22 protein-coding genes and 2 tRNA genes are annotated in these 25,904 nt (G+C 72.8%); 9 read left to right on the forward strand and 15 right to left on the reverse strand.

Annotated elements, in window-relative coordinates; translation table 11 throughout:
- Positions 1-28: 28 nt before the first annotated feature.
- The 5 genes from clpX to AC0I8G_RS11740 form a co-directional block, all read right to left on the reverse strand.
- Complete coding sequence (clpX, locus tag AC0I8G_RS11720) at positions 29-1,321, reverse strand: ATP-dependent Clp protease ATP-binding subunit ClpX (protein WP_328295340.1); 1,293 nt, start codon at positions 1,319-1,321, stop codon at positions 29-31.
- A gap of 202 nt (positions 1,322-1,523) precedes the next feature.
- Positions 1,524-2,177, reverse strand: coding sequence for an ATP-dependent Clp protease proteolytic subunit (locus tag AC0I8G_RS11725; RefSeq protein WP_380260356.1), 654 nt, complete (start codon positions 2,175-2,177; stop codon positions 1,524-1,526).
- Between the two features lie 43 nt (positions 2,178-2,220).
- Positions 2,221-2,862: an ATP-dependent Clp protease proteolytic subunit gene (locus tag AC0I8G_RS11730; RefSeq protein ID WP_380260357.1), complete on the reverse strand. Its 642-nt coding sequence runs from the start codon at positions 2,860-2,862 to the stop codon at positions 2,221-2,223.
- 189 nt (positions 2,863-3,051) lie between these two features.
- Complete coding sequence (tig, locus tag AC0I8G_RS11735; RefSeq protein ID WP_471730061.1) at positions 3,052-4,458, reverse strand: trigger factor; 1,407 nt, start codon at positions 4,456-4,458, stop codon at positions 3,052-3,054.
- Between the two features lie 155 nt (positions 4,459-4,613).
- Positions 4,614-4,687 (reverse strand) — tRNA-Pro (locus tag AC0I8G_RS11740).
- A 111-nt stretch (positions 4,688-4,798) separates the two neighbouring features.
- Between AC0I8G_RS11740 and AC0I8G_RS11745 the strand changes: the two genes are divergently transcribed.
- Positions 4,799-4,872, forward strand: a tRNA-Gly gene (locus tag AC0I8G_RS11745).
- Between the two features lie 75 nt (positions 4,873-4,947).
- Positions 4,948-6,168, forward strand: coding sequence for a glycerate kinase (locus AC0I8G_RS11750; protein WP_471730062.1), 1,221 nt, complete (start codon positions 4,948-4,950; stop codon positions 6,166-6,168).
- Here the strand turns inward: AC0I8G_RS11750 and AC0I8G_RS11755 are convergent.
- Genes AC0I8G_RS11755 through AC0I8G_RS11765 form a run of 3 tightly spaced genes read right to left on the reverse strand, consistent with a single transcriptional unit; the run spans position 6,165 to position 8,629 of the window.
- Positions 6,165-7,289, reverse strand: coding sequence for a SpoIIE family protein phosphatase (locus AC0I8G_RS11755; RefSeq protein ID WP_471730063.1), 1,125 nt, complete (start codon positions 7,287-7,289; stop codon positions 6,165-6,167). The two genes, AC0I8G_RS11750 and AC0I8G_RS11755, sit on opposite strands and share 4 nt — an antisense overlap.
- A gap of 54 nt (positions 7,290-7,343) precedes the next feature.
- Entirely contained in the window at positions 7,344-8,141 is a 798-nt protein-coding gene (locus tag AC0I8G_RS11760; RefSeq protein ID WP_471730064.1) for an Fpg/Nei family DNA glycosylase, read from the reverse strand.
- Positions 8,141-8,629, reverse strand: coding sequence for a ribose-5-phosphate isomerase (locus tag AC0I8G_RS11765; RefSeq protein ID WP_471730065.1), 489 nt, complete (start codon positions 8,627-8,629; stop codon positions 8,141-8,143). Before AC0I8G_RS11765 ends, AC0I8G_RS11760 begins: the two co-directional genes overlap by 1 nt.
- A 36-nt stretch (positions 8,630-8,665) precedes the next feature.
- Between AC0I8G_RS11765 and AC0I8G_RS11770 the strand changes: the two genes are divergently transcribed.
- Positions 8,666-9,343 carry a DUF429 domain-containing protein gene (locus tag AC0I8G_RS11770; RefSeq protein WP_471730066.1) on the forward strand — a complete coding sequence of 226 codons (678 nt, stop codon included), beginning with the start codon at positions 8,666-8,668 and terminating at the stop codon, positions 9,341-9,343.
- 28 nt (positions 9,344-9,371) lie between these two features.
- On the opposite strand, the gene AC0I8G_RS11775 is transcribed toward AC0I8G_RS11770, so the two are convergent.
- Positions 9,372-10,010, reverse strand: a complete 639-nt coding sequence (locus AC0I8G_RS11775; RefSeq protein ID WP_471730067.1) for a mycothiol-dependent nitroreductase Rv2466c family protein — start codon at positions 10,008-10,010, stop codon at positions 9,372-9,374.
- 137 nt (positions 10,011-10,147) lie between these two features.
- Between AC0I8G_RS11775 and pepN the strand changes: the two genes are divergently transcribed.
- A complete protein-coding gene (pepN, locus tag AC0I8G_RS11780; RefSeq protein ID WP_471730068.1) occupies positions 10,148-12,703 on the forward strand; it encodes an aminopeptidase N in 2,556 nt (851 codons plus the stop codon).
- Positions 12,704-12,801: 98 nt separating this feature from the next.
- Here pepN and malQ read toward each other — a convergent pair whose 3' ends face one another.
- Positions 12,802-14,955 (reverse strand): 4-alpha-glucanotransferase, encoded by a 2,154-nt coding sequence (gene malQ / locus AC0I8G_RS11785; RefSeq protein WP_471730069.1) that lies wholly within the window; start codon positions 14,953-14,955, stop codon positions 12,802-12,804.
- A 131-nt stretch (positions 14,956-15,086) separates the two neighbouring features.
- Between malQ and AC0I8G_RS11790 the strand changes: the two genes are divergently transcribed.
- The 4 genes from AC0I8G_RS11790 to AC0I8G_RS11805 are packed head-to-tail and all read left to right on the forward strand — an operon-like array spanning position 15,087 to position 20,406.
- Entirely contained in the window at positions 15,087-17,228 is a 2,142-nt protein-coding gene (locus AC0I8G_RS11790) for a prolyl oligopeptidase family serine peptidase (RefSeq protein ID WP_471730070.1), read from the forward strand.
- Positions 17,229-17,264: 36 nt separating this feature from the next.
- On the forward strand, positions 17,265-18,341 hold the full coding sequence (locus AC0I8G_RS11795; protein ID WP_471730071.1) for a mechanosensitive ion channel family protein: 1,077 nt from the start codon (positions 17,265-17,267) through the stop codon (positions 18,339-18,341).
- A gap of 53 nt (positions 18,342-18,394) precedes the next feature.
- Positions 18,395-19,960, forward strand: coding sequence for an SDR family oxidoreductase (locus AC0I8G_RS11800; RefSeq protein ID WP_471730072.1), 1,566 nt, complete (start codon positions 18,395-18,397; stop codon positions 19,958-19,960).
- Between the two features lie 35 nt (positions 19,961-19,995).
- Positions 19,996-20,406: a globin gene (locus tag AC0I8G_RS11805; protein ID WP_471730088.1), complete on the forward strand. Its 411-nt coding sequence runs from the start codon at positions 19,996-19,998 to the stop codon at positions 20,404-20,406.
- 7 nt (positions 20,407-20,413) lie between these two features.
- Here AC0I8G_RS11805 and AC0I8G_RS11810 read toward each other — a convergent pair whose 3' ends face one another.
- Positions 20,414-20,797 carry a winged helix-turn-helix transcriptional regulator gene (locus AC0I8G_RS11810; RefSeq protein WP_471730073.1) on the reverse strand — a complete coding sequence of 128 codons (384 nt, stop codon included), beginning with the start codon at positions 20,795-20,797 and terminating at the stop codon, positions 20,414-20,416.
- Between the two features lie 93 nt (positions 20,798-20,890).
- On the opposite strand from AC0I8G_RS11810, the gene AC0I8G_RS11815 reads away from it, so the two are divergent.
- Entirely contained in the window at positions 20,891-21,502 is a 612-nt protein-coding gene (locus AC0I8G_RS11815) for a malonic semialdehyde reductase (protein WP_471730074.1), read from the forward strand.
- Between the two features lie 27 nt (positions 21,503-21,529).
- Here AC0I8G_RS11815 and egtD read toward each other — a convergent pair whose 3' ends face one another.
- The 4 genes from egtD to AC0I8G_RS11835 are packed head-to-tail and all read right to left on the reverse strand — an operon-like array spanning position 21,530 to position 25,736.
- The gene (gene egtD, locus AC0I8G_RS11820; protein WP_471730075.1) at positions 21,530-22,519 is read right to left on the reverse strand and encodes an L-histidine N(alpha)-methyltransferase; all 990 of its coding nucleotides are present in this window, start codon (positions 22,517-22,519) and stop codon (positions 21,530-21,532) included.
- Positions 22,516-23,238: an ergothioneine biosynthesis protein EgtC gene (gene egtC, locus AC0I8G_RS11825; RefSeq protein WP_471730076.1), complete on the reverse strand. Its 723-nt coding sequence runs from the start codon at positions 23,236-23,238 to the stop codon at positions 22,516-22,518. The genes egtD and egtC overlap by 4 nt, the downstream gene beginning before the upstream one ends.
- On the reverse strand, positions 23,239-24,531 hold the full coding sequence (gene egtB, locus AC0I8G_RS11830) for an ergothioneine biosynthesis protein EgtB (protein ID WP_471730077.1): 1,293 nt from the start codon (positions 24,529-24,531) through the stop codon (positions 23,239-23,241). It abuts the gene before it with no gap.
- The gene (locus tag AC0I8G_RS11835; RefSeq protein ID WP_471730078.1) at positions 24,528-25,736 is read right to left on the reverse strand and encodes a glutamate-cysteine ligase family protein; all 1,209 of its coding nucleotides are present in this window, start codon (positions 25,734-25,736) and stop codon (positions 24,528-24,530) included. Before AC0I8G_RS11835 ends, egtB begins: the two co-directional genes overlap by 4 nt.
- Positions 25,737-25,904: the final 168 nt, after the last annotated feature.

Raw genomic sequence — 25,904 nt, forward strand, 5'->3', positions numbered from 1 at the left:
GAGGTGCGGGGCCTTCGTCGTCCTGGGGTCAGGCGGACTTCTCGCGGCGCTCCCGGGTGGGTTTGCGGGCCGGGGCCTCACGGGGCACGAGCGTCGGGTTCACGTTCTTCAGCACGACCTCACGGGTCACGACGACCCGGGCGATGTCGTCGCGGCTGGGCACGTCGAACATCACCGGGAGGAGGACCTCCTCGATGATCGCGCGGAGCCCTCGCGCACCGGTCCCGCGGAGGATCGCCTGGTCGGCGACGGCCTCCAGGGCGTCGTCGGTGAACTCCAGCTCCACCCCGTCCAGCTCGAACATCCGCTGGTACTGCTTGGCGAGGGCGTTGCGCGGTTTGGTGAGGATCTGCACCAGGGCTTCCTGGTCCAGGTTCTCCACCGAGGTGATGACGGGCAGACGACCGATGAACTCGGGGATCAGCCCGAACTTCATGAGGTCCTCGGGCATGACCTCGGCGAAGGACGGCTCGGCCGCCTTCTTCTCCGTCGAGCGCAGCTGCGCGCCGAAGCCGAGCCCCTGCTTGCCGGAGCGCGCCTCGATGATCCGGTCGAGGCCGGCGAAGGCCCCACCCACGATGAACAGCACGTTCGTCGTGTCGATCTGGATGAACTCCTGGTGGGGGTGCTTGCGTCCACCCTGGGGCGGGACGCTGGCCGTGGTCCCCTCGAGGATCTTCAGCAGCGCCTGCTGGACCCCCTCCCCCGACACGTCACGCGTGATGGAGGGGTTCTCGGACTTGCGGGCGATCTTGTCGACCTCGTCGATGTAGATGATGCCCGTCTCGGCCTTCTTGACGTCGTAGTCAGCGGCCTGGATGAGCTTCAGCAGGATGTTCTCGACGTCCTCGCCGACGTAGCCGGCCTCGGTCAGCGCCGTGGCGTCGGCGATCGCGAAGGGGACGTTGAGCATCTTGGCGAGCGTCTGCGCGAGGTACGTCTTGCCGCAGCCCGTGGGGCCGATCAGCAGGATGTTCGACTTGGAGATCTCGACGGCGTCGTCTCGGTTCTTCGCCGAGGGCTCACCGATCTGGATGCGCTTGTAGTGGTTGTAGACGGCCACGGCGAGGGACTTCTTCGCCGAGCTCTGGCCGATGACGTACTGGTCGAGGAAGTCGAAGATCTCCTTCGGCTTGGGCAGCTCCACCAGGCCCAGGTCGTTGGCCTCGGCGAGCTCCTCCTCGATGATCTCGTTGCAGAGGTCGATGCACTCGTCGCAGATGTAGACGCCAGGGCCCGCGATGAGCTTCTTGACCTGCTTCTGGCTCTTGCCGCAGAACGAGCACTTCAGCAGATCGCCCCCGTCACCGATGCGTGCCACCGACGGCTTCCTCTCCTCGTGCTGCTGGACCCACGACCCGGAGGCCGCCAAGCGGACCGGACGCGTCGCGTGCTGACCACGCTACCTGCCGGGTACCCCTCGCCCGACTCATTAGACGCCTCCGGGGGACACGGTGCCAGACCGGCCCCCCGGGTGCGCGCCTACGACTCGCGCATTGCTGCGCGTGAGTGACGTTCCGTGCTCAGAGCGACGGGGCCGACGCCTTGCGGCTCTGGAGCACCTCGTCGATGAGGCCGTACTCGACGGCCTCCTTGGCGGTGAGGAACTTGTCGCGCTCGATGTCCTCGCGCACCTGGTCGGCGGTGCGGTTGGAGTGGAAGGCGAGCGTGCTCTCCAACCAGGACCGCATGCGCAGGATCTCGTTGGCCTGGATCTCCAGGTCGGAGGCCTGGCCGTAGTCGCCACCGGCCATGGCCGGCTGGTGGATGAGGATGCGCGAGTTCGGCAGCGCGAACCGCTTCCCCGGCGCACCGGCGCCGAGCAGGACGGCCGCGGCCGAGGCGGCCTGACCCATGCAGTACGTCTGGATGTCCGGACGGATGTACTGCATGGTGTCGTAGATCGCCGTGAGGGCCGTGAAGGACCCACCGGGCGAGTTGATGTACATGATGATGTCGCGCTCGGTGTCCTGGGACTCCAGGACGATGAGCTGCGCGATGATGTCGTCCGCCGAGGCGTCGTCCACCTGCACGCCGAGGAAGATGATGCGGTCCTCGAAGAGCTTGGTGTACGGGTCGGAACGCTTCATCCCGTAGGAGGTGCGCTCCTCGAACTGCGGCAGCACGTACCGCGCGTTCTGGTCGTAGGCCGGGTTGAGGCGCGACTGGGGGTTCATCGGGCGGTCTCCCATCTGGGCGGTGAACGGAGGACGGAACGGCTCACGCATCGGTGCCGCCCCCGCCTTCGACCTCGCTCGTGTGACCGACGACGTGGTCGATGAGCCCGTAGTCCTTGGCCTCCTGCGCGGAGAACCAGCGGTCCCGGTCGGAGTCGCGCGTGATCGTCTCGAAGGTCTGCCCCGAGTGGAACGCGATCAGCTCGGCCATCTGCCGCTTGGTGGCGATGATCTGCTCGGCCAGGATCTTGATGTCGCTGGCGGAACCACCGAGGCCACCCAGCGGCTGGTGCATCATGATCTTCGCGTGCGGCAGGGCGGAACGCTTGCCGGCCGCACCCGCGGCGAGCAGGAACTGCCCCATGGAGGCCGCCATGCCGGTCGCGATCGTCGCCACGTCCGGCTTGATGTACTGCATGGTGTCGTAGATCGACATGCCCGCGGAGACCGATCCGCCGGGCGAGTTGATGTACATGAAGATGTCCGCGTCGGGGTCCTCGGCGGCCAGCAGCAGCAGCTGCGCGCAGATGGCGTTGGCCATGTCGTCCCGGACCTCGGTCCCGAGCCAGATGATCCGCTGCTGCAGGAGTCGCTGGTAGACGTTGTCGTCCAGGCCCGCTCCCGGCGTACCCGTTCGAGCCTGCTGCGGCGTCACCAGTCCCGGTGCGCTCAAGATCTCGCTCACGCTGTTCCCTGGCCCTCTCCTGGCATCGACCACCCACCCCGGACCTGGTCCGGGAGGGTTCGGCGGATGCTCCGCCGATCTCGATCGACCCTAACGCGCAGCCCCCGACGACCATGTCGGGGCGGGGCCCTTTTCGCTGTCGGCGCACTGATCCCGGGTCCGGGAACAGCGCGCCGACAGCGGCGGGGATCAGCTCTTCGAAGGCTCTTCCGCGGTCTCCTCGGCGGCGGCCTGCTCGTCCTCACCGGTCGGGTCGACGGTCTGGCCGGACTCGTCGGTGGACTCGCTGCCGGACTCGAGGGCTTCCGCGCCGTCCTCGTCCTCGTCGCCGCCCACGAGCTCCTCGAGGTCCACGGCGTTGCCGGAGGCGTCGGTCACGGTGGCCTTCTCCATGGCGACGGCCAGCGCCTTGCGGCGACGGACCTCGGAGACCATGGCGGGCACCTGGCCGGCACCGTCGACCATCTGGACGAACTGCTGGGGCTCCATGCCGTACTGCTGCGCCTGGCCGACGAGGTACTCGATCAGCTCGCCCTGGTCGACACCGATCTCCTCGGCGTCGGCGAGGGCGTCCAGCAGCAGCTGGCTGCGGATCGCCTGGCGGGTGGAGTCCTCGATCTCGGCGCGGTGCTCGGCGTCCTCGAGGCGGCTCTCGCGCTCGAGGTGGGCGTGGATCTCGGCCTCGACCAGGGACTCGGGGACCGGGACCTCGACGGTCTCGAGGAGCTTCTCGAGGACCTTGTCGCGGGCCTGGAGACCCTGCTCGAACTTCTTGGCCTGCTCGACCTGGTTGAGCAGGTCGGCGTTGAGCTCCTCGAGCGTGTCGAACTCGCTCGCCAGCTGGGCGAAGTCGTCGTCCGCCTCGGGCAGCACGCGCTCCTTGACCGACTGCACGGTCACGGTGATGGAGGCGTCCTCGCCCTTGCGCTCGCCTCCGGCGAGGGGGGCGGAGAAGGTCACGGTGCCCTCGGCCGCGACGCCGGTCAGCGCCTCGTCCAGGCCCTCGATCATGTTGCCCTGACCGATGCGGTAGCTGATGCCCTTGGCGGTCTCGATCTCCTCGCCGTCGATCTCGGCGTGCAGGTCGATGGAGACGAAGTCGCCGTCGACGGCCGCGCGGTCGACGCCGGTGAGGGTGCCGAAGCGCTCGCGCAGCGAGGTGAGACGGGTCTCGACCTCCTCGGCCGGGACCTCGAGGTCGTCGACCGTGACGGTGATGGTGGACAGGTCGGGCAGCTCGATCGTCGGGCGCACGTCGACCTCGACGGAGAACTTGAGGTCACCGCCGTCCTTGACGTCGGGGGCCTGGGTGACGTCCACGGTGGGCTGGCCCAGCGGCAGGAAGTCCGAGGCCTCGACGGCCTGCTGGTAGAACTTCGGCAGGGCGTCGTTGACGGCTTCCTCGAGCACGACACCGCGGCCGACGCGCTGGTCGATGACGCGCGCGGGGACCTTGCCCTTGCGGAAGCCCGGCACCTGGACCTGACCGCCGATGGTCTTGTAGGCCTTGTCGAGACTGGGCTTCAGCTCGTCGTAGCCGACCTCGACGGTGAACTTCACCCGGGTCGCGTTGAGGGTCTCGACGTCGCTCTTCACAGCGGGGTTCTCCTGGGATCTCTCCGCGTCCTGCGGAGGTCGTGGTCAGGCGTGCGGCACGCCGGGCAGCCCCGGCGCACCGCGGAATGCTAGCTGCCGCGTCGGGGCTCTTTCGTGCGCGAGCGTCGCCACGTACGGCGACACCCGCGTGTCCGTCGGGGTACCCGGATTCGAACCGGGGGCCTTCCGCTCCCAAAGCGGACGCGCTACCAAGCTGCGCCACACCCCGCGACCACCACGCAGGCGGTACTGGAGCAGGCTACCGCTCCGGACCCGTTACGCTGTCCCCGCACGGTGCGCTGCTCCTGCCCGCAGGGTTGTGGCACGCTCTACCGTGCACGCGGGTGTAGCTCAATGGTAGAGCCCTAGTCTTCCAAACTAGCTACGCGAGTTCGATTCTCGTCACCCGCTCCACAGCGGCCGGTCCCCTCGGGGCCGGCCGCTCCGTCGTTCCCCGGGGTCACCCGCGGTGATCTGTAGGGTCCCGACATGTCGTCTGCCTTCCACGTCGTCGTGGCCCCGGACAAGTTCAAGGGTTCGCTCACCGCCACCGAGGTCGCCCGCACGATCGCGGAGGGCTTCCGCGAGGGCTTCGAGCGCGTCTTCGGGGAGCTCACCCGTGACGTCGACACCGTGGGTCGCACCTTCACCTCGACCGAGATCCCCGTCGCCGACGGGGGCGAGGGGACGGTGGAGGCGGCGCTGCGCTCGGCGGCCTTCCGGGCCGTGGCGACCCGCGTCGCCGGCCCGACCGGGGAGACCCTGGAGGCGACCTTCGCCCGCGACGGCGACACCGCGGTCGTGGAGATGGCGCAGGCCTCCGGGCTGGACCGGTTGCCGGGCGGGGTACCCGCCCCGCTGACGGCCACGACCCGCGGCACCGGGCAGTTGATCCGCTCCGCCCTCGACTTCGCCGCCATGCACGTCGTCCTGGCCGTCGGCGGCAGTGCGAGCACCGACGGGGGCGCCGGGATCCTCGTCGGCCTGGGCGCCCGACTCCTGGACGCGGACGGCCACGACCTGCCCGACGGCGGGGCGGCCCTGCTCGACCTCGACCGCATCGACCTCACCGGGCTCGATCCGAGGGCGCGCACCGCGCGCTGGACGCTCGCCGCCGACGTCGACCACCCGCTGCTGGGGCCGCGGGGGGCGGCCGCCGTGTTCGGACCGCAGAAGGGTGCCTCCCCCGCCGACGTCGACCTGCTCGAGCGCGCGCTGACCCGCTTCGCCGACGTCCTGGCGGCCACGACCGGCGTGGACGCGCGCGACACCCCGGGCGCGGGGGCCGCGGGCGGGACGGGTCTGGTGGCCCTCGGCCTGTTCGGCGCGGTCCGCCGCCCGGGCATCGAGGTCGTGCTGGAGTTCGCGAACTGGGACCACCGCACCGCGGGCGCCGACCTCGTCATCACCGGCGAGGGCAGCTTCGACGAGCAGTCCCTGGGCGGGAAGACCCCGGTGGGGATCGCGACGGCGGCCGCGAGGACGGGGGTCCCGGTGGTCGTGCTCAGCGGCCGGCGGGACCTCCCCGAGCAGCGGTGGCGGGCCGCGGGCTTCGCGGACGCACGGGCGTTGACGGACCTCGAACCCGACCCGCGGGTCTGCGTGCGCGACGCGGCCCCGTTGCTGCGACGACTGGCCGCCGACCTCGGCGCCGAGCACGGCGAACGCGCCGCGGCAGGGATCCGGGGAGAGCTCCCGGCGCAGGGCTAGTCGCGCCAGAGCAGCAGCGCGGTGCGGTCGTCGGAGTCGCCGTCGGCCCCGTCCGCGACGAGCCGGGGCAGCGACCCGGACCGCCGGTCGGGGGTGAGGGCCAGCAGCCTGCGGACCAGGGAACCGATGCCCTCGCCGAGGTCGACGTCGCGCTGCTCGACGACCCCGTCGGAGTAGACGAGCAGGGCGTCCCCGGGTTCGAGGGTCGCCGTGACGGCCGGGAAGTCCGCGTCGGGGACGACACCGAGCAGGGGCCCGTGCGCCGCGTCCAGCAGCTCCGCGCTCTCGACGGAGTGCGCGTGCACGGCCGGTGGGTGTCCGGCCGAGGAGACGGTCACCTTCCCCGAGGTGAGGTCGAGCGCCAGGTGCACGGCCGTCGCGAAGCCCTCGAACCAGTCCTGGCGCAGCACGTAGCGGTTGGCGGCGGGGAGGAACTCGTGCGGCGACACCGATCCGAGCAGCCCGCCGAAGGCCCCCGAGAGCAGCAGTCCGCGACTGCCCGCGTCCTGCCCCTTCCCGGAGACGTCGACCAGGACCACCTCGAACCGGGCGCGGTCGGGCGAGACGGAGGAGAGCAGGACGTCACCCGAGAACGCGTCGCCGTGGGCGGGCTGCAGCAGACCCTCGACGTGCCACCCCGGGGGCAGCTCCGGCAGGTCCCCCTGGGCCATCAGCCGGTCGCGCAGGTCGACGAGCATGGCCTCGCCGAGGTACCCGGTCAGTCCGAGCTGGTCGCGCCCCCGGGCGAAGACCAGCGCCATGCCGGCCGTGATCGCGATGACGACGAGAACGCTCGGTGACACCGGCCGGGGGTCGTCGGCGCGGGCGACGATCGAGACGAACATCGCCGGGACCGCCACGAGGCAGAGCGCCAGCATCCTCGGCATCCGCAGCACGAAGGCACCGATCAGGATCGCGGGCACGAACGCCGTCAACGGGACCCAGCGGGTGAAGGCCGAACCCAGACCCACGCCGAGCACGACCGCGGAGAGGACGATCAGCGCCGGCGTCTGGGGTGGGCGGGCGATCAACCGGCGCCAGGACGCACGTTGCGCGGCACTGAGCAGCCCTGACCGTCGCGACGCCACGCTGCGTGGTGGCCGCGGGGTTGACCGCTGCATGGAAGCACTCTAGTCGTCACTCTCCGTCCATGGAGTGCGACTGGTGGTATTCAGCTAACGAGGTTGGCAGGTCGGGCACCACGTCAGGTGCCGGTTGACCATCTGCGCGTACTCGATCGGCGTGGAGCACAACCGGCACGGCTCACCCGCCCGGCGGTAGACGTAGAACGCATCGCCCCGGGTCGGCGTCCCCTTCCGCTTCGCGCGGTGCTCGGGACGCGTCGTCACGATCCGGCCGGCCTTCAGGCCCGCCCCCATGAGCACCACCAGGTCGCTCCAGACGGACTCCCACTCCTCCCGGGTCACCTCACGGCCGGGACGGTAGGGGTTGACGCCCACGCGGAAGAGCACCTCCGCCCGGTAGACCGCTCCCACCCCGGCGACGACCTCCTGCTGCATGAGCAGCGCCCCGAGGGTCGTCCGGCTGCGGCTGATCCGCGCGAAGGCGACGGCCTGGTCGGCGTCGGAGCGCAGCGGGTCCTGCCCCAGCCGGGCGTGCAGCGCCTCGACACCCTCGGGTTCCAGGACCTCGCAGGCGGTCGGGCCGCGCAGGTCCGCCCAGCCGCCCTCCGCCTCCAGGCGCACCCGGACCTGACCACGCGGCGGCTCCGGTTGCCCGTCGCCGGCCGTCCACTTGCCGTACAGGCCGAGGTGGACGTGCAGGACGCGACCGCTGTCGAAGCGCGCGAGCAGGTGCTTGCCGTGCGCGTCGGTGGCGACCAGCGTCGCGTCGTGCAGCAGCGCGGCCCCCTCGGTGAAGCGCCCCTGCGGGCTGCTCACCCAGACCGGCGCCCGGCCGAAGCGCGCGAAGAGGTCACGGGCGTTGCCGTGGACGGTGTGGCCCTCCGGCATCAGGACCCGTCGGTGGCGCTCGCCGGCAGGGGCGGCAGCTCCCCCGTGCGGGCGAAGTCGTCGAGCATCTCGATGCGCCGGACGTGGCGCGGGTCGTTCGAGAACGGCGTCGCGAGGAAGGTGTCGGCCAGCAGCGTGGCCTCCTCGAGGCTGTGCATGCGGGCGCCGATGCCGACGCACTGGGCGTCGTTGTGCTCGCGGGCCAGCCGGGCGGTGTCGACGGACCACGCCAGCGCGCACCGGATGCCGGGGACGACGTTCGCGGCGATCTGCTCCCCGTTGCCGGAGCCGCCGATGACGATGCCGAGGCTGCCCGGCTCCTGCGACACGGCGAACGCGGCGCGCAGGACGAAGGGCGGGTAGTCGTCGACGGAGTCGTAGACCGGCGCCCCGTGGTCCACGACGTCGTGCCCCTGCTCGCGCAGGTGGGCGACGAGGTGCTCCTTGAGCTCGAACCCGGCGTGGTCGGTACCGACGTGGACGCGCATGGAGCCAGCTTCGCAGTCCCCTGCCAGGATCGCGTCATGGGGTCGGTGGTGCTCGGGGTGGACGGCGCTCGCGGGGGCTGGGCCGTGGCCGTCGTCGAGGGCACGTCGCACTCCGCGCGACTGCTCGCGTGGCGGTCGGCGCCCGGACCCGGCGTCGAGACGGTCCTCGCGACGGCGCCCGGTGCCCTCGCTGTCGGGTTCGACGTCCCGATCGGTCTGCCCCGCGACGACTGGCGCCCCGCCGACCGGCTCGCGAAGCGGGCCCTCGGCCGCGCCCACGCCCGGGTCTTCCTGATCCCGCCGCGCGCGGTGCTGCGGGCACCCGACTACACCGCGGCGCGGCAGGTGTCGCGAGAGCTCCTGCGGGGGAAGGGTCTCTCGGCCCAGACGTGGGGGGTGCGCGGGCCCGTCCTCGCCCTCGACGAGGCCCTGACGCAGGACCGGGTGCGGCGGCTCGCGGTGGAGACCCACCCCGAGCTCTCGTTCGCCGCGATGACCGGGGCGGTCCTGGCGTCGAAGAAGACCGCCGCCGGGCGCGAGGCACGCGTCGCGGCCCTCGCCGGCTGGCTGGACGGGCCGCCCGCACCCCCGGGCGACGACCACCTCGACGCGGCCGCGTGCGCGTGGTCGGCGTTGCGGTTCGTCGAGGGTGTCGCCGACGTCCTCGGCGGGGAGCCGGACGAGCGCGGACTCCCCCAGCGGATCGTGACCTGAAGCTCAGTACCGGATCGTGACCTGACGGTCAGTCGAAGACGGGACCCTGGGTGCGGGTGCGCTTGAGCTCGAAGAACCCCGGGGTCCCGGCGACGAGGACGCAGCCGTCCCACAGCCGGCCCGCGTCCTCGCCCTTGGGGGTGGGGGTCACGACGGGTCCGAAGAAGGCGACGTCGCCGAAGGCCACGACGGGCGTCCCGACGTCCTCGCCGACCCGGGTGATGCCTTCCTGGTGGGAGGCGCGCAGCTCGGCGTCGTAGGTGCCGGTGTGCGCGGCGGCCGCGAGGTCGGCGGGCAGCCCCACCTCGGCGAGCGCTTCGCGGATCACGACGTCGAAGTCCTTGTCGCCACCGGGGTGGATCCGGGTGCCCATGGCCGTGTACAGCGGCAGGACCACCTCGTCGCCGTGCAGGCTGCGCGCGGCGGTGACGACCCGGACCGGGCCCCAGCCCTTCGCCATCAGCTCCTGGTACTCCTGCGGGAGGTCCCGGCCCTCGTTGAGGACGGAGAGGCTCATGACGTGCCAGCGGACGGTGATGTCGCGCACCTGCTCGACCTCGAGGATCCAGCGGGAGGTCATCCAGGCCCACGGGCACAGCGGGTCGAACCAGAAGTCGGCGGTCGCGGTCGTGGTGTCGGTGGTGTTCTCGAGCGGCGTGGCGGTCATGACGGTCATCCTGCTCCCGACCTGCGACACGGGACAGCCGGGTGCGACGGGCCACGGGCCGGGGGCTCGTGGCAGAGTGCTTCGCGTCGTCCAGGGGGACATCCCGTGGTGACGCTCCAACGACGAGAGGACGTGCGGTGCCCGGCGAGAACCTGACGCGCGAGGAGGCGCGGACCCGTGCGGGGCTCGTGCAGGTCGAGCACTACGACGTCGACCTGGACCTGACGACCGGCCCCAGCACGTTCCGCTCGACGACGACGGTGCGCTTCACCGCGACCGCCGGCGCCTCCACCTTCATCGACCTCATCAGCGCCGGCGTGCACGAGGTGGTCCTCAACGGGACCTCCCTCGACCCCGCCGTCGTGGCCGACGAGGCCCGCATCGCCCTCGACGGTCTCGCCGCCGAGAACGAGCTCCGCGTGGTCGCGGACTGCCGCTACATGAACACCGGCGAGGGGCTGCACCGCTTCGTCGACCCCGTCGACGACGAGGTGTACCTCTACTCCCAGTTCGAGGTCGCCGACTCGCGCCGCGTCTACGCGGTGTTCGAGCAGCCCGACCTCAAGGCCGGGTTCACCTTCGTGGTGACGGCACCGGCGCACTGGCGCGTCGTCTCCAACTCCCCCGTCGCCTCGACCGAGGACGTCGCCGCGGGCCGGCGGACGACCTTCGAGCCGACCCCGCGGCTCTCCTCCTACGTGACGGCGATCATCGCCGGGCCCTACGAGGGTTCCGAGGACTCCCTGGTCTCCTCCGACGGCCGGACGATCCCGTTGGGCGTCTACTGCCGCAAGTCGCTGGCCCCGCACCTCGACGCGCACAACGTCGTCGCGGCCACGAAGGCCGGGTTCGAGTTCTTCGAGCGCGAGTTCGACCGCGCCTACCCGTTCGCCAAGTACGACCAGGTGTTCGTCCCGGAGTTCAACGCCGGGGCGATGGAGAACGCCGGGGCGGTGACCTTCGTGGAGAGCTACGTCTTCCGCTCGAAGGTCCCGCAGGCCACCGTCGAACGCCGGGTCGTCACGATCCTGCACGAGCTGGCGCACATGTGGTTCGGCGACCTGGTGACGATGCGCTGGTGGAACGACCTGTGGCTCAACGAGTCCTTCGCGGAGTTCGCGTCGACGCTCTGCGCGGCCGAGGCGACGGAGTGGCGGGGTTCCTGGACGACCTTCAACTCCCTGGAGAAGTCCTGGGCCTACCGCCAGGACCAGCTCCCCACGACGCACCCGATCGTCGCCGAGATCAACGACCTCGAGGACGTCGAGGTGAACTTCGACGGCATCACCTACGCCAAGGGCGCCAGCGTCCTCAAGCAGCTCGTGGCCTACGTCGGCCGTGAGGAGTTCCTGGCCGGGGTCCGGGCCTACTTCGCCCGCCACGCCTTCGGCAACACCGAACTGGTGGACCTGCTGCGGGAGCTGGAGAAGACCTCCGGCCGTGACCTCGGCGCCTGGTCGCGGGAGTGGCTGGAAACCGCGGGCGTCGCGACGCTGCGCCCGGTGCTGAGCACCGACGCGGACGGCACCGTCACGGCGGCCGCCCTGGTCCAGGAGGCCCCGTCCGCGCACCCGCACCTGCGGGCGCACCGGATCGCCCTCGGGTGCTACGACCTCGTCGACGGCACCTTCGAACGCACCGACCGCATCGAGCTGGACGCGGCGGGGGCGAGCACCGACCTGCCGCAGCTGGTGGGCCGCAAGCGTCCCGACCTGCTGCTGGTCAACGACGACGACCTCGCCTACGCCAAGATCCGCCTCGACGAGGCCTCGCTCACCACGGCGCTGCAGCACCTCGACGCCTTCCGCGACTCGCTGCCGCGCTCGCTGGTGTCGGCGGCGCTGTGGGACATGACGCGCGACGGGGAGTCCCCCGCCCGCGACTACGTCGACCTGCTGCTCACGACGCTGCTGCCCGGGGACGCGGCCCGTGCCGACTCCACGGTCGCGCTGGTGCTGCTGCGCCAGCTGAGCACGACGGTGGAGCTGTACACCGCCCCCGCCCACCGCGACGAGGTCCGCTCCCGCACCGCGGACACCCTGCTGGAACTGCTCCGGGCCGCACCGGCCGGCAGCGACACCCAGCTGCAGTTCGTTCGTTCGTTCGCGTCCTTCGCCCGCAGCGAGGCCCACCTCGCGATCGTCGCCGGCCTCTACGACGGGTCGCAGGTCATCGACGGTCTCGAGGTCGACGCCGACATGCGCTGGGTCCTGCTGACGGCGCTCGTCGCCGGCGGCACCCTCGGCGCCGACGCGATCGACGCCGAACTGGCGCGCGACGCGACGGCCACGGGGCAGCGCTCCGCCGCCGCCGCCCGCGCGGCCCTGCCGACGCCGGCGGCCAAGCAGCGGGCGTGGGACGACGTCGTGACCAAGGGGGACCTGCCGAACGCCGTGCAGGCCTCGGTGATCGGCGGCTTCGGCCGGACTCACGACGAGGCGCTGCTGCGTCCGTTCGTGGAGCCGTACTTCGCCGCCTTGCGCGGGGTGTGGGCGGAGCGCACCAACGAGATGGCCCAGCAGATCGTGACGGGCCTCTACCCGCTCGAGCTGGCGGACAGCGCCCTCGTGGAGCGCACCGACCGGTGGCTCGAAGACGAACCCGACGCGCCGCCGGCTCTGCGCCGGCTCGTGCTCGAGAACCGCGACGGTGTCGCCCGCGCACTGCGGGCCCAGGAGCGCGACACGCACTGACGTGAGAACGGGACCGGGTGCCTCGCGGCACCCGGTCCCGTTGCGTTCAGCGCCGAGCTCCACCCCCGGGGAGGATCGGGCCGGGCCTCAGGCCCGGCTCACCGCTGCGCGGGGTCGCCCGGTTCCGCGAGCGCCTGCTCGACGGCCCGGGCCAGCGACTGCACCCGGGGGTTGGTGGCCAGGTCCTCGAGCAGGACGACCTCGCCGTCGGGCCCGGTCAGGGGCATCCGCCAGTTCGGGTACTCCGAGGAGGTCCCCGGCTGGTTCTGGGTCCGGCGGTCCCCCACCGCGTCCACCAGCGAGACCCCGACCATCAGCGAGGGCGACAGCGCGAGGTAGCGGTGCAACGCCTCGACGGTCGCCTGCTCATCGGCGCCCGCGGCGAGCAGCCCGCGGTCGCGGACCAGCCCGAGGATGCGTTCCTGCTCGGCGGCGTCGCGGGCGCGTTCCTCGGCGACCGGCCGGGTCAGCAGCCCGAGCCGGTCGCGCAGGGCGACGTGCTCCTGGGCGAGGTAGCCGGCGGTCGGCGGGAGGTCGTGCACGGTGACGCTGGCCAGCGCGAGTTCGCGGAAGTCCTCGGGCGCCTTCGGTTCGGCCTCGTCGTACTCGAACCAGAGGACGGCGCTGCCGAGGATCCCGCGGTCGGCGAGGTAGTCGCGCACCCACGGCTCGACGGTCCCGAGGTCCTCGCCGACGAGGACGGCACCGGCGCGCTGGGCCTCCAGCGCGAGGATGCCGATGAGGGCCTCGTGGTCGAAGCGGACGTAGGTCCCCTCCGCGGGCGGGGCGTCCTGCGGGATCCACCACAGCCGGAACAGCCCCAGCACGTGGTCGACCCGCAGGCCACCGGCGTGCCGCAGGATCGTGCGGACCATGTCGCGGAAGGGGCGGTAGGCCAGGTCGGCGAGGCGGTCGGGCCGCCACGGCGGCTGGCTCCAGTCCTGGCCCTGCTGGTTGAACGCGTCCGGCGGGGCGCCGACGGTGACCCCGTGCGCGAGGGCGTCGCCCAGCGACCAGACGTCGGCGCCGTCGGGGTGCACGCCGACGGCGAGGTCGTGGACGATCCCCGGGCCGGTGCCCGGCGCGGTCGCGGCGTCCTGGGCGGTGCGCAGCTGCTCGTCGCACTGCCACTGCAGCCAGCGGTGGAACTCGATGCGGTCGGCGAGCTCGTCGACCAGCCCGGAGGCCTGCGCCGCCGCGGGGTCGGCCGCCTCGGCCGGCCACTCCGAGGCGGGCAGCCCGAAGTGCTCGGCCAGCGCGCACCAGGTGGCGAAACCGGAGAGCCCCGGCTCCTCGGTGGCGACGTAGCGGCGGAAGGCGGCCTCCCGCGCGGTGGTCCGGCCGTGCGCGTAGACGACGTCCAGCGCCTGCCGCTTCGCGGCCCAGGCGGCGTCGCGGTCGATCTCGCCCGCGTCGTGGTCGGCGGGCCGGACGCGTTCGGCGAGGCGTTCGACCAGCGCCCGGTCACCGGGTGAGAGGTAGGCGACCTCGTGGACGTCCTCGACGCGCAGGTAGACGGGGTTCACGAAGCGCCGGGTCGTCGGCAGGTAGGGCGAGGCCTCCATCGGCGGGACGGGCGAGGCCGCGGCGAGCGGGTTCACCAGGATCCAGCCCGCCCCCTGGGAGGCCCCCACGGCCGAGAGGTCGGCGAGGTCGGCGAGGTCGCCGATGCCCCAGGAGCGCGAGGAGCGCACCGAGTACAGCTGGGTCTGGTACCCCCAGCTGCGGCCGCTGCGCAGCGTCGGCGGCAGTTCGAGCACGTCCGGGGTGACCACGACGGGGCACTCGGTCTCGCCCGCCGGGGTGCGCGCGCGCAGGACGTGCCAGCCCAGCGGCAGGTCGTCGGGGAGTTCGAAGGTGGCGCGGCCGGTGAGGCGGCCGTCGACGTCCACGGGGTCGATCCAGCGGTCGACCTGGCGCAGCGGGGCCCAGCCGCCGTCGTCCTCGAGGTCCACGACGACGTCGACGGGGTCGCCGTGGGCGACGTGGACGGGGACGTGGTGGAGCCGTCCCTCGCGGGCGACCACGACCGGTGGCAGCACCCGGCGCCACGGTGCGAGCTTGACGTCGTGCAGGGCGCGACGGGCCGCGGCGGTGGTGCTCACGTCGAACCCCATGGCGGTGAGCACGGCGGTGACGGTGCTGGCGGGGACGGTGGTCGACTTCCCCTGCCAGTCGGTGAAGGTCGTGGCGACCCCGCAGGCGGTGGCGAGGTCGGCGAGGACGGCCGGGTCGGCGACGTCAGAAGACACCCCGCGACTCTGCCAGAGGACACCGGCGGAGGCTCGTCCGCGGGGTGCGCGTCGCCGGGTGACCACGTTCGAATCCGGGACCCGTGCCCGTCGGGGCTCCGCGTCGGGCCCCGCGCCTAGGGTGGTCGCCCATGAGCACCCCGACCTCCGCCGGCGAGGCTCCCGCCCCGCGCCTCGACCTCGTCGACGAGCTGCACGGGGTCGCGGTCCCCGACCCCTACCGCTGGCTCGAGGACGTCGAGGACGAGCGGACGCTCGCCTGGTCGCGGTGGCAGGACGAGGCGTGGGCGGCCCACGCCGCGACGCTGCCGGGCCGTGACCGCGTGGAACGACGGGTGCGGGAGCTGATGGCGACGGGTTCCGTCGGCAGCCCGGTCCACCGCGGGGAACGGGTGTTCCGGACCCGTCGCGAGCCGACCGCGGAGCACGGTGTCCTGCAGGTGGAGGACCCCGGTGCGGCGCCCCGGACCCTGATCGACCCGATCGCGCTGGACCCGTCGGGGACGACGACCCTGGACGGCTGGCGACCCAGCGTCGAGGGGGACCTGCTGGCCTACCAGCTCTCCGAGGGCGGCAGCGAGGAGAGCGTCCTGCGGGTGCTCGACGTCGCGACGGGGGAGGTCGTGGACGGCCCGGTCGACCGGGCCCGCTACTCCCCCATCGCCTGGTTGCCCGCCGGCGCGGACGGCGGGCGCTCGTTCTACTACGTCCGCCGGTTGCCGGCCGAGGCCGTGCCCGCCGAGGAGCGCCAGTACCACCGCCGGGTCTACCTGCACGTCGTGGGGACCGATCCCGCCCGCGACGTCGAGGTGTTCGGCGACGGGCTGTCGATGACGAACTACTACGGCGTCTGGACCTCGCGCGACGGCCGCTGGCTGGTCGTCAGCGCCTCGGACGGGACGGCGCCGCGCAACGACGTCTGGCTGGCCGACCTCTCCACCTCCGCCCCGGGGGCGCCGCAGCTGCGGACCGTGGTGGCGGGTCGCGACGCGCAGACCAGCGCCTGGGTCGGTCGTGACGGCCGCCTCTACGTGTTCACCGACCTCGACGCCCCCCGCGGCCGCCTCGCCGTCACCGACCCGGCCACCCCGGAGGTGGAGCACTGGCGCGACCTGGTCCCCCAGGGCCGGGCCCTGCTCGACGACGTCGCGGTCCTCGACGGACCCGAACTCGCCCGTCCCCTGCTGGTCGTGGGCTGGACCGAGCACGCCGTGAGCTCGGTGACGGTGCACGACCTCGAGACCGGTGAACGGTTGCCGGGTGACCTGGGCCGCGTCGACCTGCCCGGGACGGGCTCGATCGGTGGTCTCGTGGGACGTCCCGAACCCGGCCACGACCTGTGGTTCGGCTACAGCGACGCGACGACCCCGACGCACGTCTGGCACTTCGACGCCCGGACCCGGGAACTCTCCGTGGAGTCCGCGCCCCCCGGTGCGGTCGAGGTCCCCGCGGTGGTCAGCACGCTGCTGGAGTACCCGAGCCTCGACGGCACGACCGTGCGGTTGCAGGTCACGGTCCGCGCCGACCTGCTCGACGCCGACGGCGTCCCCACCGCCCCGGTGCCCGCGATCCTCTACGGCTACGGGGGGTTCGGCATCAGCCTGTCCCCGCACTACGCACCCGACGCGCTGGCCTGGGTGGAGGCGGGCGGCGTGTACGCGGTGGCGAACCTGCGCGGCGGCGGCGAGGAGGGCGAGGACTGGCACCGCGCGGGGATGCGCGAGCACAAGCAGAACGTGTTCGACGACTTCCACGCGGCGGCCCGCTTCCTCGTCGCGCGGGGGTTCACGACCCACGAGCAGTTGTGCGTGCACGGCGGGTCAAACGGCGGGCTGCTGGTCGGAGCCGCCGCCACCCAGGAACCGTCGCTGTTCGCGGGCGTCGTCTGCAGCGCCCCCCTGCTGGACATGGTCCGCTACGAACTGCACGGTCTGGGCGCCACCTGGAGCGACGAGTACGGGAGCGCCGCCGACGCGACGGAGTTCGGGTGGTTGCACGCGTACTCGCCGTACCACCGCGTGGTGGCCGGGACCGCCTACCCGGCCGTGCTGTTCACCGTGTTCGACGGGGACTCCCGGGTGGACCCGTTGCACGCCCGGAAGCTGTGCGCCGCCCTGCAGCACGCGACCGCGAGCGACCCGGGCAGCCGCCCGGTGCTGTTGCGCCGGGAGAAGGACGTGGGGCACGGTGCCCGTTCGCTCTCGCGCAGCGCCGGTCTCGTGCGCGACACCCTCGCCTTCGCGGCGCGGGCCACCGGCCTCGACCTCGGCTGACCCAGGAACACCACGCAGAAGGAGTCGTCCCACCCCGTGCTGGACTCGATCACCCACGCCTTCACCGGCGTCACCTCGGAGGACGCCGCCGACGGCGCCCAGAGCGTCGTCACGTTCCTGCTCGACAAGCCCCTGAAGATCGTCATCGTCCTGCTGATCTGCTGGATCGCCCGGTTCCTGCTGATGCGGGTCATCGGCCGGGTCGCGACGGGGATCTCGACGGGGGCCGGGAAGCTCGGCGGCAGCGGCGGCCGCCGCAACGGGCTGCTCGAGTCCTCGCCGTTGCTCAACGAACGCCGTCAGCAACGGGCCGAGACCCTCGCCTCGGTGCTCAAGTCGACCGTCACGTTCGTGCTGGGGATCCTGGCCGTCCTCGTGGTGCTCGACACCATCGGCATCGCCATCGCACCGTTCCTGGCCTCGGCCGGGATCGCAGGGGTCGCCCTGGGTTTCGGTGCGCAGGCGCTGGTGAAGGACTTCCTGTCGGGCGTCTTCATGCTCGCCGAGGACCAGTACGGCGTGGGTGACTCCGTCGACCTCGGGGACGCCTCGGGCACCGTGGAGGCCGTCGGCCTGCGGGTGACGCGGTTGCGCGACGTCAAGGGCACCGTCTGGTACGTCCGCAACGGCGAGATCGTGCGGGTCGGGAACCAGAGCCAGGGCTGGGCCCGGGCCGTCGTCGACGTCTCCGTCGCCTACGGGGAGAACCTCGCCCGCGTGCAGGAGGTCCTGCAGCGCATCGCGGACGACCTGGTCGCCGAGGACGACTGGAGCCCCCTCGTGATGGACGCCCCCGAGGTGTGGGGCGTCGAGAAGATGACGACCGACGGGATCGTCCTGCGCCTCGTCGTGAAGACCCGTCCGATGCAGCAGTGGGCCGTCCAGCGCGAGCTGCTGCGTCGCATCAAGGCCGTCTTCGACGCCGAGGGCATCGAGTTCCCCCTCGCCCAGCGCACCGTGTTCCTGCGCCACGACGACCACGCTCCGCAGGCCCGTCGCCTGAGCGACCCCACCGCGGCGCTCACCCCGCAGCCACCCGCTCCGAGCGAGGCGGACGTCGCGGCCCAGGACGCCGCGGCCGCGGATCCGGGGACGACCAACCGCGGTCTCTGAGGTCGCGGAGGCGCCGAGTCGCGGGGGTGGTGTTCCGCTCGGACACTGGGGCCATGAGCGACATCGCAGCAGGTGAGGGCCGGCTCGCGCTGGTGACCGGGGTGACCGGGTACATCGGTGGTCGGCTGGTCCCCGAGCTGCTCGAGGCCGGTTTCCGGGTGCGGGCGATGGCGCGCCGCCCCGAGGCGTTGCGGGACCGGCCCTGGATCGAGGACGTCGAGGTCGTGCAGGCCGACGCCTCCGACGCCGGGCAGGTCACCGCCGCGCTGGAGGGCGTCGACGTCGCCTACTACCTGATCCACGCGATGAGCGGCGGCGGGCACTTCTCCTCCAAGGACCGCCGCACCGCCCGGACCTTCGCGCGGGCGGCGGCGGAGCAGGGGGTCTCCCGGGTCGTCTACCTCGGCGGCATGCACCCCGAGGGCGAGGAGCTCTCCACCCACCTCGAGTCGCGCCGGGAGGTGGGCGAGATCCTGCTCGACTCCCCCGTCCCGACGACGGTGCTGCAGGCGGCGGTGATCCTCGGCTCCGGCTCGGCGAGCTTCGAGATGATGCGCTACCTCACCGAGCGGCTGCCCGTGATGGTGTGCCCGCGCTGGGTGCACAACCGGATCCAGCCGATCGCGGTGCGCGACGTGCTGCGCTACCTCGTCGCCTCGGCCTCGATGCCCGCGGACGTCAACCGCACCTTCGACATCGGTGGCCCCGACGTCATGACCTACCTCGACATGATGCGCGGGTACGCGGAGGTGGCCGGCCTCCCCAAGCGCTACGTCCTCCCCGTGAAGGTGATGTCCCCCAAGCTGTCCAGCCACTGGGTCGGGACGGTGACCCCCGTCCCCAAGTCCATCGCCCGTCCGCTGGTGGAGAGCCTGGTGCACGAGGTGTTCTGCCAGGAGCACGACATCGCCGGGTACGTCCCGGACCCGGCGGAGGGCCTCATCCCCTTCAAGCGCGCGGTGGAACTTGCCCTGCAGCGCATCCAGGACGCCAACGTCGAGACGCGGTGGAGTTCGGCGTCCGTGCCGGGCGCCCCCAGCGACCCGCTGCCCTCCGACCCGGACTGGGCCGGGGGAAGCCTCTACGTCGACGAGCGCACGACCGTCGTCGACGCCCCGCCGCACGTGCTGTGGGAGGTGCTGGAGGGGATCGGCGGCGAGCAGGGCTGGTACTCGTGGCCGATGGCGTGGGCGGTCCGCGGCGTGATGGACCGCTTCTCCGGGGGTCCGGGGCTGCGCCGGGGTCGGCGTGACCCCAAGCACCTGATGATCGGCGACGCCGTGGACTGGTGGCGCGTGGAGGACCGTCAGGCCGACCGGCTGCTGCGGCTGCGCGCCGAGATGAAGCTGCCGGGGCTGGCCTGGCTGGACCTGCGGGTCGAGACGGACGCCGTGGGGCGCACGCTCTTCCACCAGCGGGCCCTCTTCCACCCCCGCGGTCTGGCGGGCCAGGCCTACTGGGCGGCGATCAGCCCGTTCCACGGGGTCGTGTTCGGTGGCATGCAGAAGAACGTCAAGGACGCGGCCGAGGCCGCGGCCCGTCACGAGGGTCCGACGAGCCTGGCGCCCACGGGTCCCGGTGCGGTCGAGGTCCGCGAGGGCGCGACACTGGTGGGGTGAGCCCCGACCTGCCGTTCGTCCGCCCGCAGAACCTCATCGGCCGCACGCCGGCGGGGCCGGACGGTGGGACCCGCAGCTTCTACGACGAGGTCGGCGGGCACGCGACGTTCGTGACGCTCGTCGACGCCTTCTACGCGGGCGTCGCCGAGGACGAGGTGCTCCGTCCGATGTACCCGGAGGCCGACCTCGGTCCGGCCAAGGAGCGGCTGCGGATGTTCCTGGAGCAGTACTGGGGTGGTCCGGGGACGTACTCCGAGCAGCGTGGGCACCCGCGGCTGCGGATGCGGCACGCGCCGTTCAAGGTGAACCCGGACGCCCGGGACCGCTGGCTGCTGCACATGCGTGCGGCCGTCGAGTCCCTGCACCTGGTGCCGGCGCAGGAAGGGGTCCTGTGGGACTACCTGGAGCGCGCCGCGCACAGCATGCTGAACACCTTCGAGGAGTAGCGGGGCGCTAGTCCCGGCCCCGGCAGCGGTCCTCGGTGAGGTTCTCGCGGGCCCACGTCGTGAGCTCCTGCAGGGCCGGGGTCAGCGCGCGTCCGGAGGCGGTCAGCTCGTAGACGACCGCGACGGGCGGCCCCTCGTGGACCGTGCGGGTGACGAGCCCGGCCTTGGCGAGCTCGCTGAGGCGATCCGCGAGCACCGAGTCGCTGATGCCGCCCACGTTGCGGCGCAGCTCGGAGAACCCGGTGGGGCCGTAGCTGAGGGTCGCGAGCAGGATCCCGTTCCAGCGCTTGCCGAGGAACCCGAACGCGCGCGCCAGGGCACCGTCGCACGACCGCGCCGTGTGCTCCGTCTGCACGTGCTCGGCCTGCACGTCCTCCACCTGCTCGCTCACCCCCCGACTGTACCCGTTGACACTCCTCTCGCCAGTGCTACTCTTTTTTTCGAAGTAGCAACTGCATGCCAAGCGACTCTGAGGAGAACAGCTGTGACCACGTTGGACGAACGCCCCGTTGGACTCGACGACTCCGCGCGCGCCGCCCTCTTCGGCGACGCCCACACCGCGAACACCTTCGCCGACACCCCCGTCACCGACGAGCAGCTGGCCCAGGTCTGGGAACTGGCCCGCTGGGCCCCCACCGGTGCGAACCTGCAGCCGATGCGCGTCCTCTTCGTCCGGACCCCGGAGGCGAAGGCCCGCCTGGTGCCGCTGCTCAACGACACCAACCGCGACCGCGCCGCGAGCGCCCCCGTGACCGCCGTCCTGGCCGTCGACGACCGCTTCCACGACGCCATCCCGACCGTCGCCCCGTTCATGGCGGGCATGCAGCCGGTGCTGGAGGAGAACACCGAGATGCGCGAGAGCATGGGCTCCTACAGCTCGGCGATGCAGGCCGGGTACTTCATCCTCGCCGTGCGCGCGCTGGGCCTGGCCGCCGGCCCGATGGGTGGGTTCGACAAGGCCGCCGTCGACGCGGAGTTCTTCGCCGGGACCGACTGGCGCTCGCACCTCGTCGTGAACATCGGCTACCCGGGCCCGGACGCGGTCCGCCCCCGGCTGCCGCGCCTCGACGTCGAGGACGTCGTCCGCTTCGTCTGACCTCAGACCATGACGATACGTCCGGCCTCAGACCGGGACGGCCCGCGGGGCGGCGAGGCTGAGCGCCACGTCCCCCGCGGGGTCGGTCCACCAGCGGACGAGGTCGAATCCGGCGGCGGCGAGTTCGCTCACCACCGATTCCTGGCGGAACTTCGAGGACACCTCGGTCCGCACCTCCTCCCCCGCGTCGAACCGCACCGCGAGGTCGAGACCGGGTAGCCGCACCTCGTGGGCGTGGCGGGCCCGCAGCCGCATCTCGACGCGCTCGAGCCCGGCGTCCCAGACGGCGACGTGGTCGAAGGCGTCGAGGTCGAAGTCGGCGCCGAGTTCCCGGTTGAGCACCGAGAGGACGTTCTTGTCGAAGGCCGCCGTCACCCCCGCGCTGTCGTCGTAGGCAGCGAGGAGCCGGCCGGTGTCCTTCACCAGGTCCGTCCCGAGCAGCAGGTGGTCCCCGGGTCCCATCCCGGAGGCCAGCTCGCCCAGGAACCTCGCCCGCGGGGCGGGTTCCAGGTTCCCGATGGTCGAGCCCAGGAACGCCACCAGGCGTCGGCCCTCCCGCGGGAGTTCCCCGAGGTGGCGTTCGAAGTCCCCGACGACGGCCTGCACGTCGAGCCCGGGGAACTCCGCCAGGATCTCCGTCCCGGCCTGGGCGAGGACGGTCTCGTCGACGTCGAAGGGCACGAAGCGCCGCAGCGTCCCCGCGTCGCGCAGGGCGTGCAGCAGCACCCGCGTCTTCTCGCTCGTGCCGCTGCCGAGTTCGACGAGGACGTCGGCCGCCGTGATCTGCGCGACCTCACCGGCCACCAGGTCCAGCAGGGAGCGTTCGGCCCGGGTCGGGTAGTACTCGGGCAACCGGGTGATCTCGTCGAACAACCGACTGCCGTGCTCGTCGTAGAAGTACTTGGGCGGCAACGTCTTCGCGTTCGCCGTCAGGCCCGCCCGGACGTCGGCGCGCAGCGTCAGGGACAGGTCGTCGGGGGTGAGGTGGCGTTCCAGGGACAGGCGGGGCGGGGTCACACGGTCTCCAGAGGGGTTTCGGTGACGACGACACGTCCGCCGTGCAGGCGCGCCTCGACGAGGGTGCGGTCGGGGACGTCGCGCCAGCGGGGGTCGTCATCGTGCGGTTCGCTGGCCAGGACGACCCCGTCGGGGGTCTCGAGGACGCTGAGGGTGTCGCCCCAGGCGGTGGCGAGCAGCCGCTCCCCGTTGCCGAGCAGGACGTTGAGCCGGGCGGCGGGGTCGTCGGCACCGACGACCGCGATCCGCTTCCCGAGTTCCTCGGGTGCGGCGAGCAGGTAGGACGCGAGGACCGCGGAGTCGCACACCGACTCCGCCCGCGGCCAGGCGTCCGCGGGCAGCACCGACCGGTCGAGCACCCCGTTGTGCGAGAGGGACCACCCGTCGCGGACGAAGGGGGCGCAGGCGCTCTCGTCGGTGGGCATCCCGACCGTCGCGTCCCGCACCGCCGCGACCACGCACCCGGCCGCGACGTGGGCGGCGACGGAGGCCAGCGACGCGTCGGACCACATCGGCCCGGAACTGCGCCAGCGCGCGGGCCCCGGGGCGGAGGACGACTCGGGCGGGCTCCACCAGCTGACGCCCCACCCGTCGGCGTTGACCGTCCCGTGCCGCTGCCGACGCGGCGCCCAGCTCTGCTGCAGCAACCCCTGCGGTCGCTCGAGCAGGAACTCCGACAGGTTCCGGGGCCGGCCCAGCCAGGCCGTGTGGCGGCACACTCAGACGCTCCAGGCGAGTCGGAGACCGGTGAAGATCTGCCGCCGGACCGGGAAGTCCCAGTTCCGGAAGGAGGGGCGCACCGACACCGGGTCGCTGGCCCAGGAGCCGCCGCGCAGCACGCGGTAGGTGCCGTCGAAGTACGGCGCGGAGTAGGTGTCGTAGAGCATCGGCGAGAACCCCGGCCACGGCGCGAACGCCGAGGACGTCCACTCCCACACCTCACCCATCATCTGCTCGACGCCGTAGGCGCTGGCCCCGTCCGGGTAGGCGCCGACCTGCGCGGGCCCCAGGGCGCCGCCGCCGAGGTTGGCCCGCTCCGGCGTCGCCGGACCGTCACCCCACGGCCACCGCCGCCGGCGCCCGAGGGCGGGGTCCCAGGCGCAGGCCTTCTCCCACTCGACCTCGGTGGGCAGCCGCGCCCCCGCCCAGCGGGCGTAGGCGGAGGCCTCGTGGAAGTCGACGTGCTGCACCGGTCGCGCGGGGTCGAGCGCCTGCTCGACCGCGAACCGGCGCTGGGTCCAGCCGCCGGCGCCGTCGGCGGCCCAGCCCATCGGGGCCGAGACGTCGTCGGCCTGCCGGTGGGCCCAGCCCGCCGACGTCCACAGCCGGGGGTCGTCGTAGCCGCCGGCCTCGACGAACTGCGCCCACTCGCCGTTGGTCACGGGCACCCGCCCGATCCGGAAGGCGGGCACGTGCACGCGGTGCTGGGGGGACTCGTTGTCCAGGGCCCAGGGTTCCTCCGCCGGGTCCACGCCGAGCAGGAACTCCCCCGCCGGCACGAGCACGGCGTCGGCGGGGACGAGACGCCCCGGCGGGGTGGGGACGGCGGTGAGGAGAGGGTCGCCGGAGCGCAGGTTGTGCGTGGCGAACATCGTCTCGTCGTGCTGGTGCTCGTGCTGGGCGACCATGCCGGCGGCGAACGCGGACTCCTCCGGTCCGAGCCGGGCGAGGGAGTCGAGCACCCGGTGGCGGACGTCGGCGATGGCCCGCCGGGACTGCGCCGGGTCGAGCAGCGGGAGCCGGGTCCGGGTGGCCCGCGGGTGCTCGGCGGCGTCGTAGAGGCAGGCGATCGTGGGGTGGAACACCGGGGTGCGGTCGGGGCTGTCCTGCTGGAGCAGCCAGAGCTCCTCCTGCTGGCCGATGTGGGCGAGGTCCCAGACCAGGGGGCTCATGAGGGTCGAGTGCTGGACGGTGAGTTCAGCGTCGGCGGCGTCGGTGAGCTTCGTCGTGGTGGCGCGGGCGCGGTCGAGGGCCTCGACGGCGAGGTCGGTAGTCAAGGTCGTGTCGTTCATCGCAGTTCCTCCGCGGTCAGGCAGGCGGTCGGTCCGGAGCGTTCGAAGCGGTCGAGGACGAGGTCGGCCGGGCCGCGACCGCGGTCGAGGGCCTCCAGCCAACGCTCGACGTCGGCGGCGAGCCCGTCCGGGACGCGGGCGGCGGCGGCCTCGAGCACCCCCAGGGCGGCGGTCCGGATCCGCGGGTCGGTGAGCCCGTCGCGGGCGGCTTCGAGGTGGGCGTGCGCGACGGGGTGCGCGGCCTCGGCGGCGCAGTCGGCCGCGGTCGGGTCGTCCACGACGGTCGCGACGACGGCGGCCAGCCCCGGCCACCACGCGCGGGGGACGGCGTCGAGCACGCGCAGTTCGAGGAACCCGCGCAGCCGCACCGGGGGCCAGAGCGTCGTGAGGTGCGCGTCGACGTCGGCGGCCGTGGGTGACCGGTCGCCGAGCCGCACCGAGCCGTCGGCCCAGGCCGCGAACGGCACGGTCCCCTCGACGGGGGTGAACTCCCCGTCCCCGCCGCGGAGGAACATCACCGGCGCGGCGAGGGCGAACTCCGTCCAGGCTGCGACCGGGTCGGAGGTGGCGGTCCCGGCGTGGCTCCGGCCGGGTTCCAGGTCCTGCCAGATCCGTTGCCGCGCAGAGGTCCACCCGGTCCGGGTGCCCCCCTGGACGGGCGAGCTCGCGGCGAGCGCGACGAACACCGGCAGCAACCGGTGGACGTGCGCGAGGCGGTCGGCCCAGCCGTGCGCCGGGCCCGCGTCGAGGTTCACCTGCAGCGACGCCGTCGAACTCATCATGGCCGGACCGGCGGTGTCCCCGATGGAGGCGAAGTGCCGTTCCATCGCGACGTAGCGCGACGCCGGGTTCACCCGCTGCGGTGCGCGCAGCGGGTCCGTCCCCGTCGACTGCAGGACCAGCCGCTCCCCCGCCAGTCGCACGTCCAGGGCGTCCGCGTCCACGCGCAGCGCCTCGACCGCGGCCACCACCCCGTCACCGGGCAGCGTCGAGAGTTCGACCTGCCCACCCGGCTCGAGCGTGATCTTCGACCCCCGCGGCGTCGTGAACCCCGCGAGCACGCCGGTCAACCGGTCCCAGCCGACCCGTCTCCCCGGGTCCCGCAGGTCCACGACGTGCCGTTCGAGTTCGAGCCCCACCGACCCGACCTCGGAGGGCCGCAGCGCCGCGGCCGCCACCCGCGCCCGCACCGCCTCGACGTCCAACGGTGAAGGGTCCACCTCGGGTGCTGCACCGGTCAGTGTCGTCATGTCGTACAGGCCCCTTCCAGGTCCGGACCGGCTCGATGGACCTGAGCCGCGGGTCGGCGTGGGGCCACTCCCGTGGCCTCACCGACACCCTGACACGCCCCTCCGACACCAGCCCCCCGAGCC

This window comes from Kineococcus sp. AC630, from assembly GCF_979255925.1.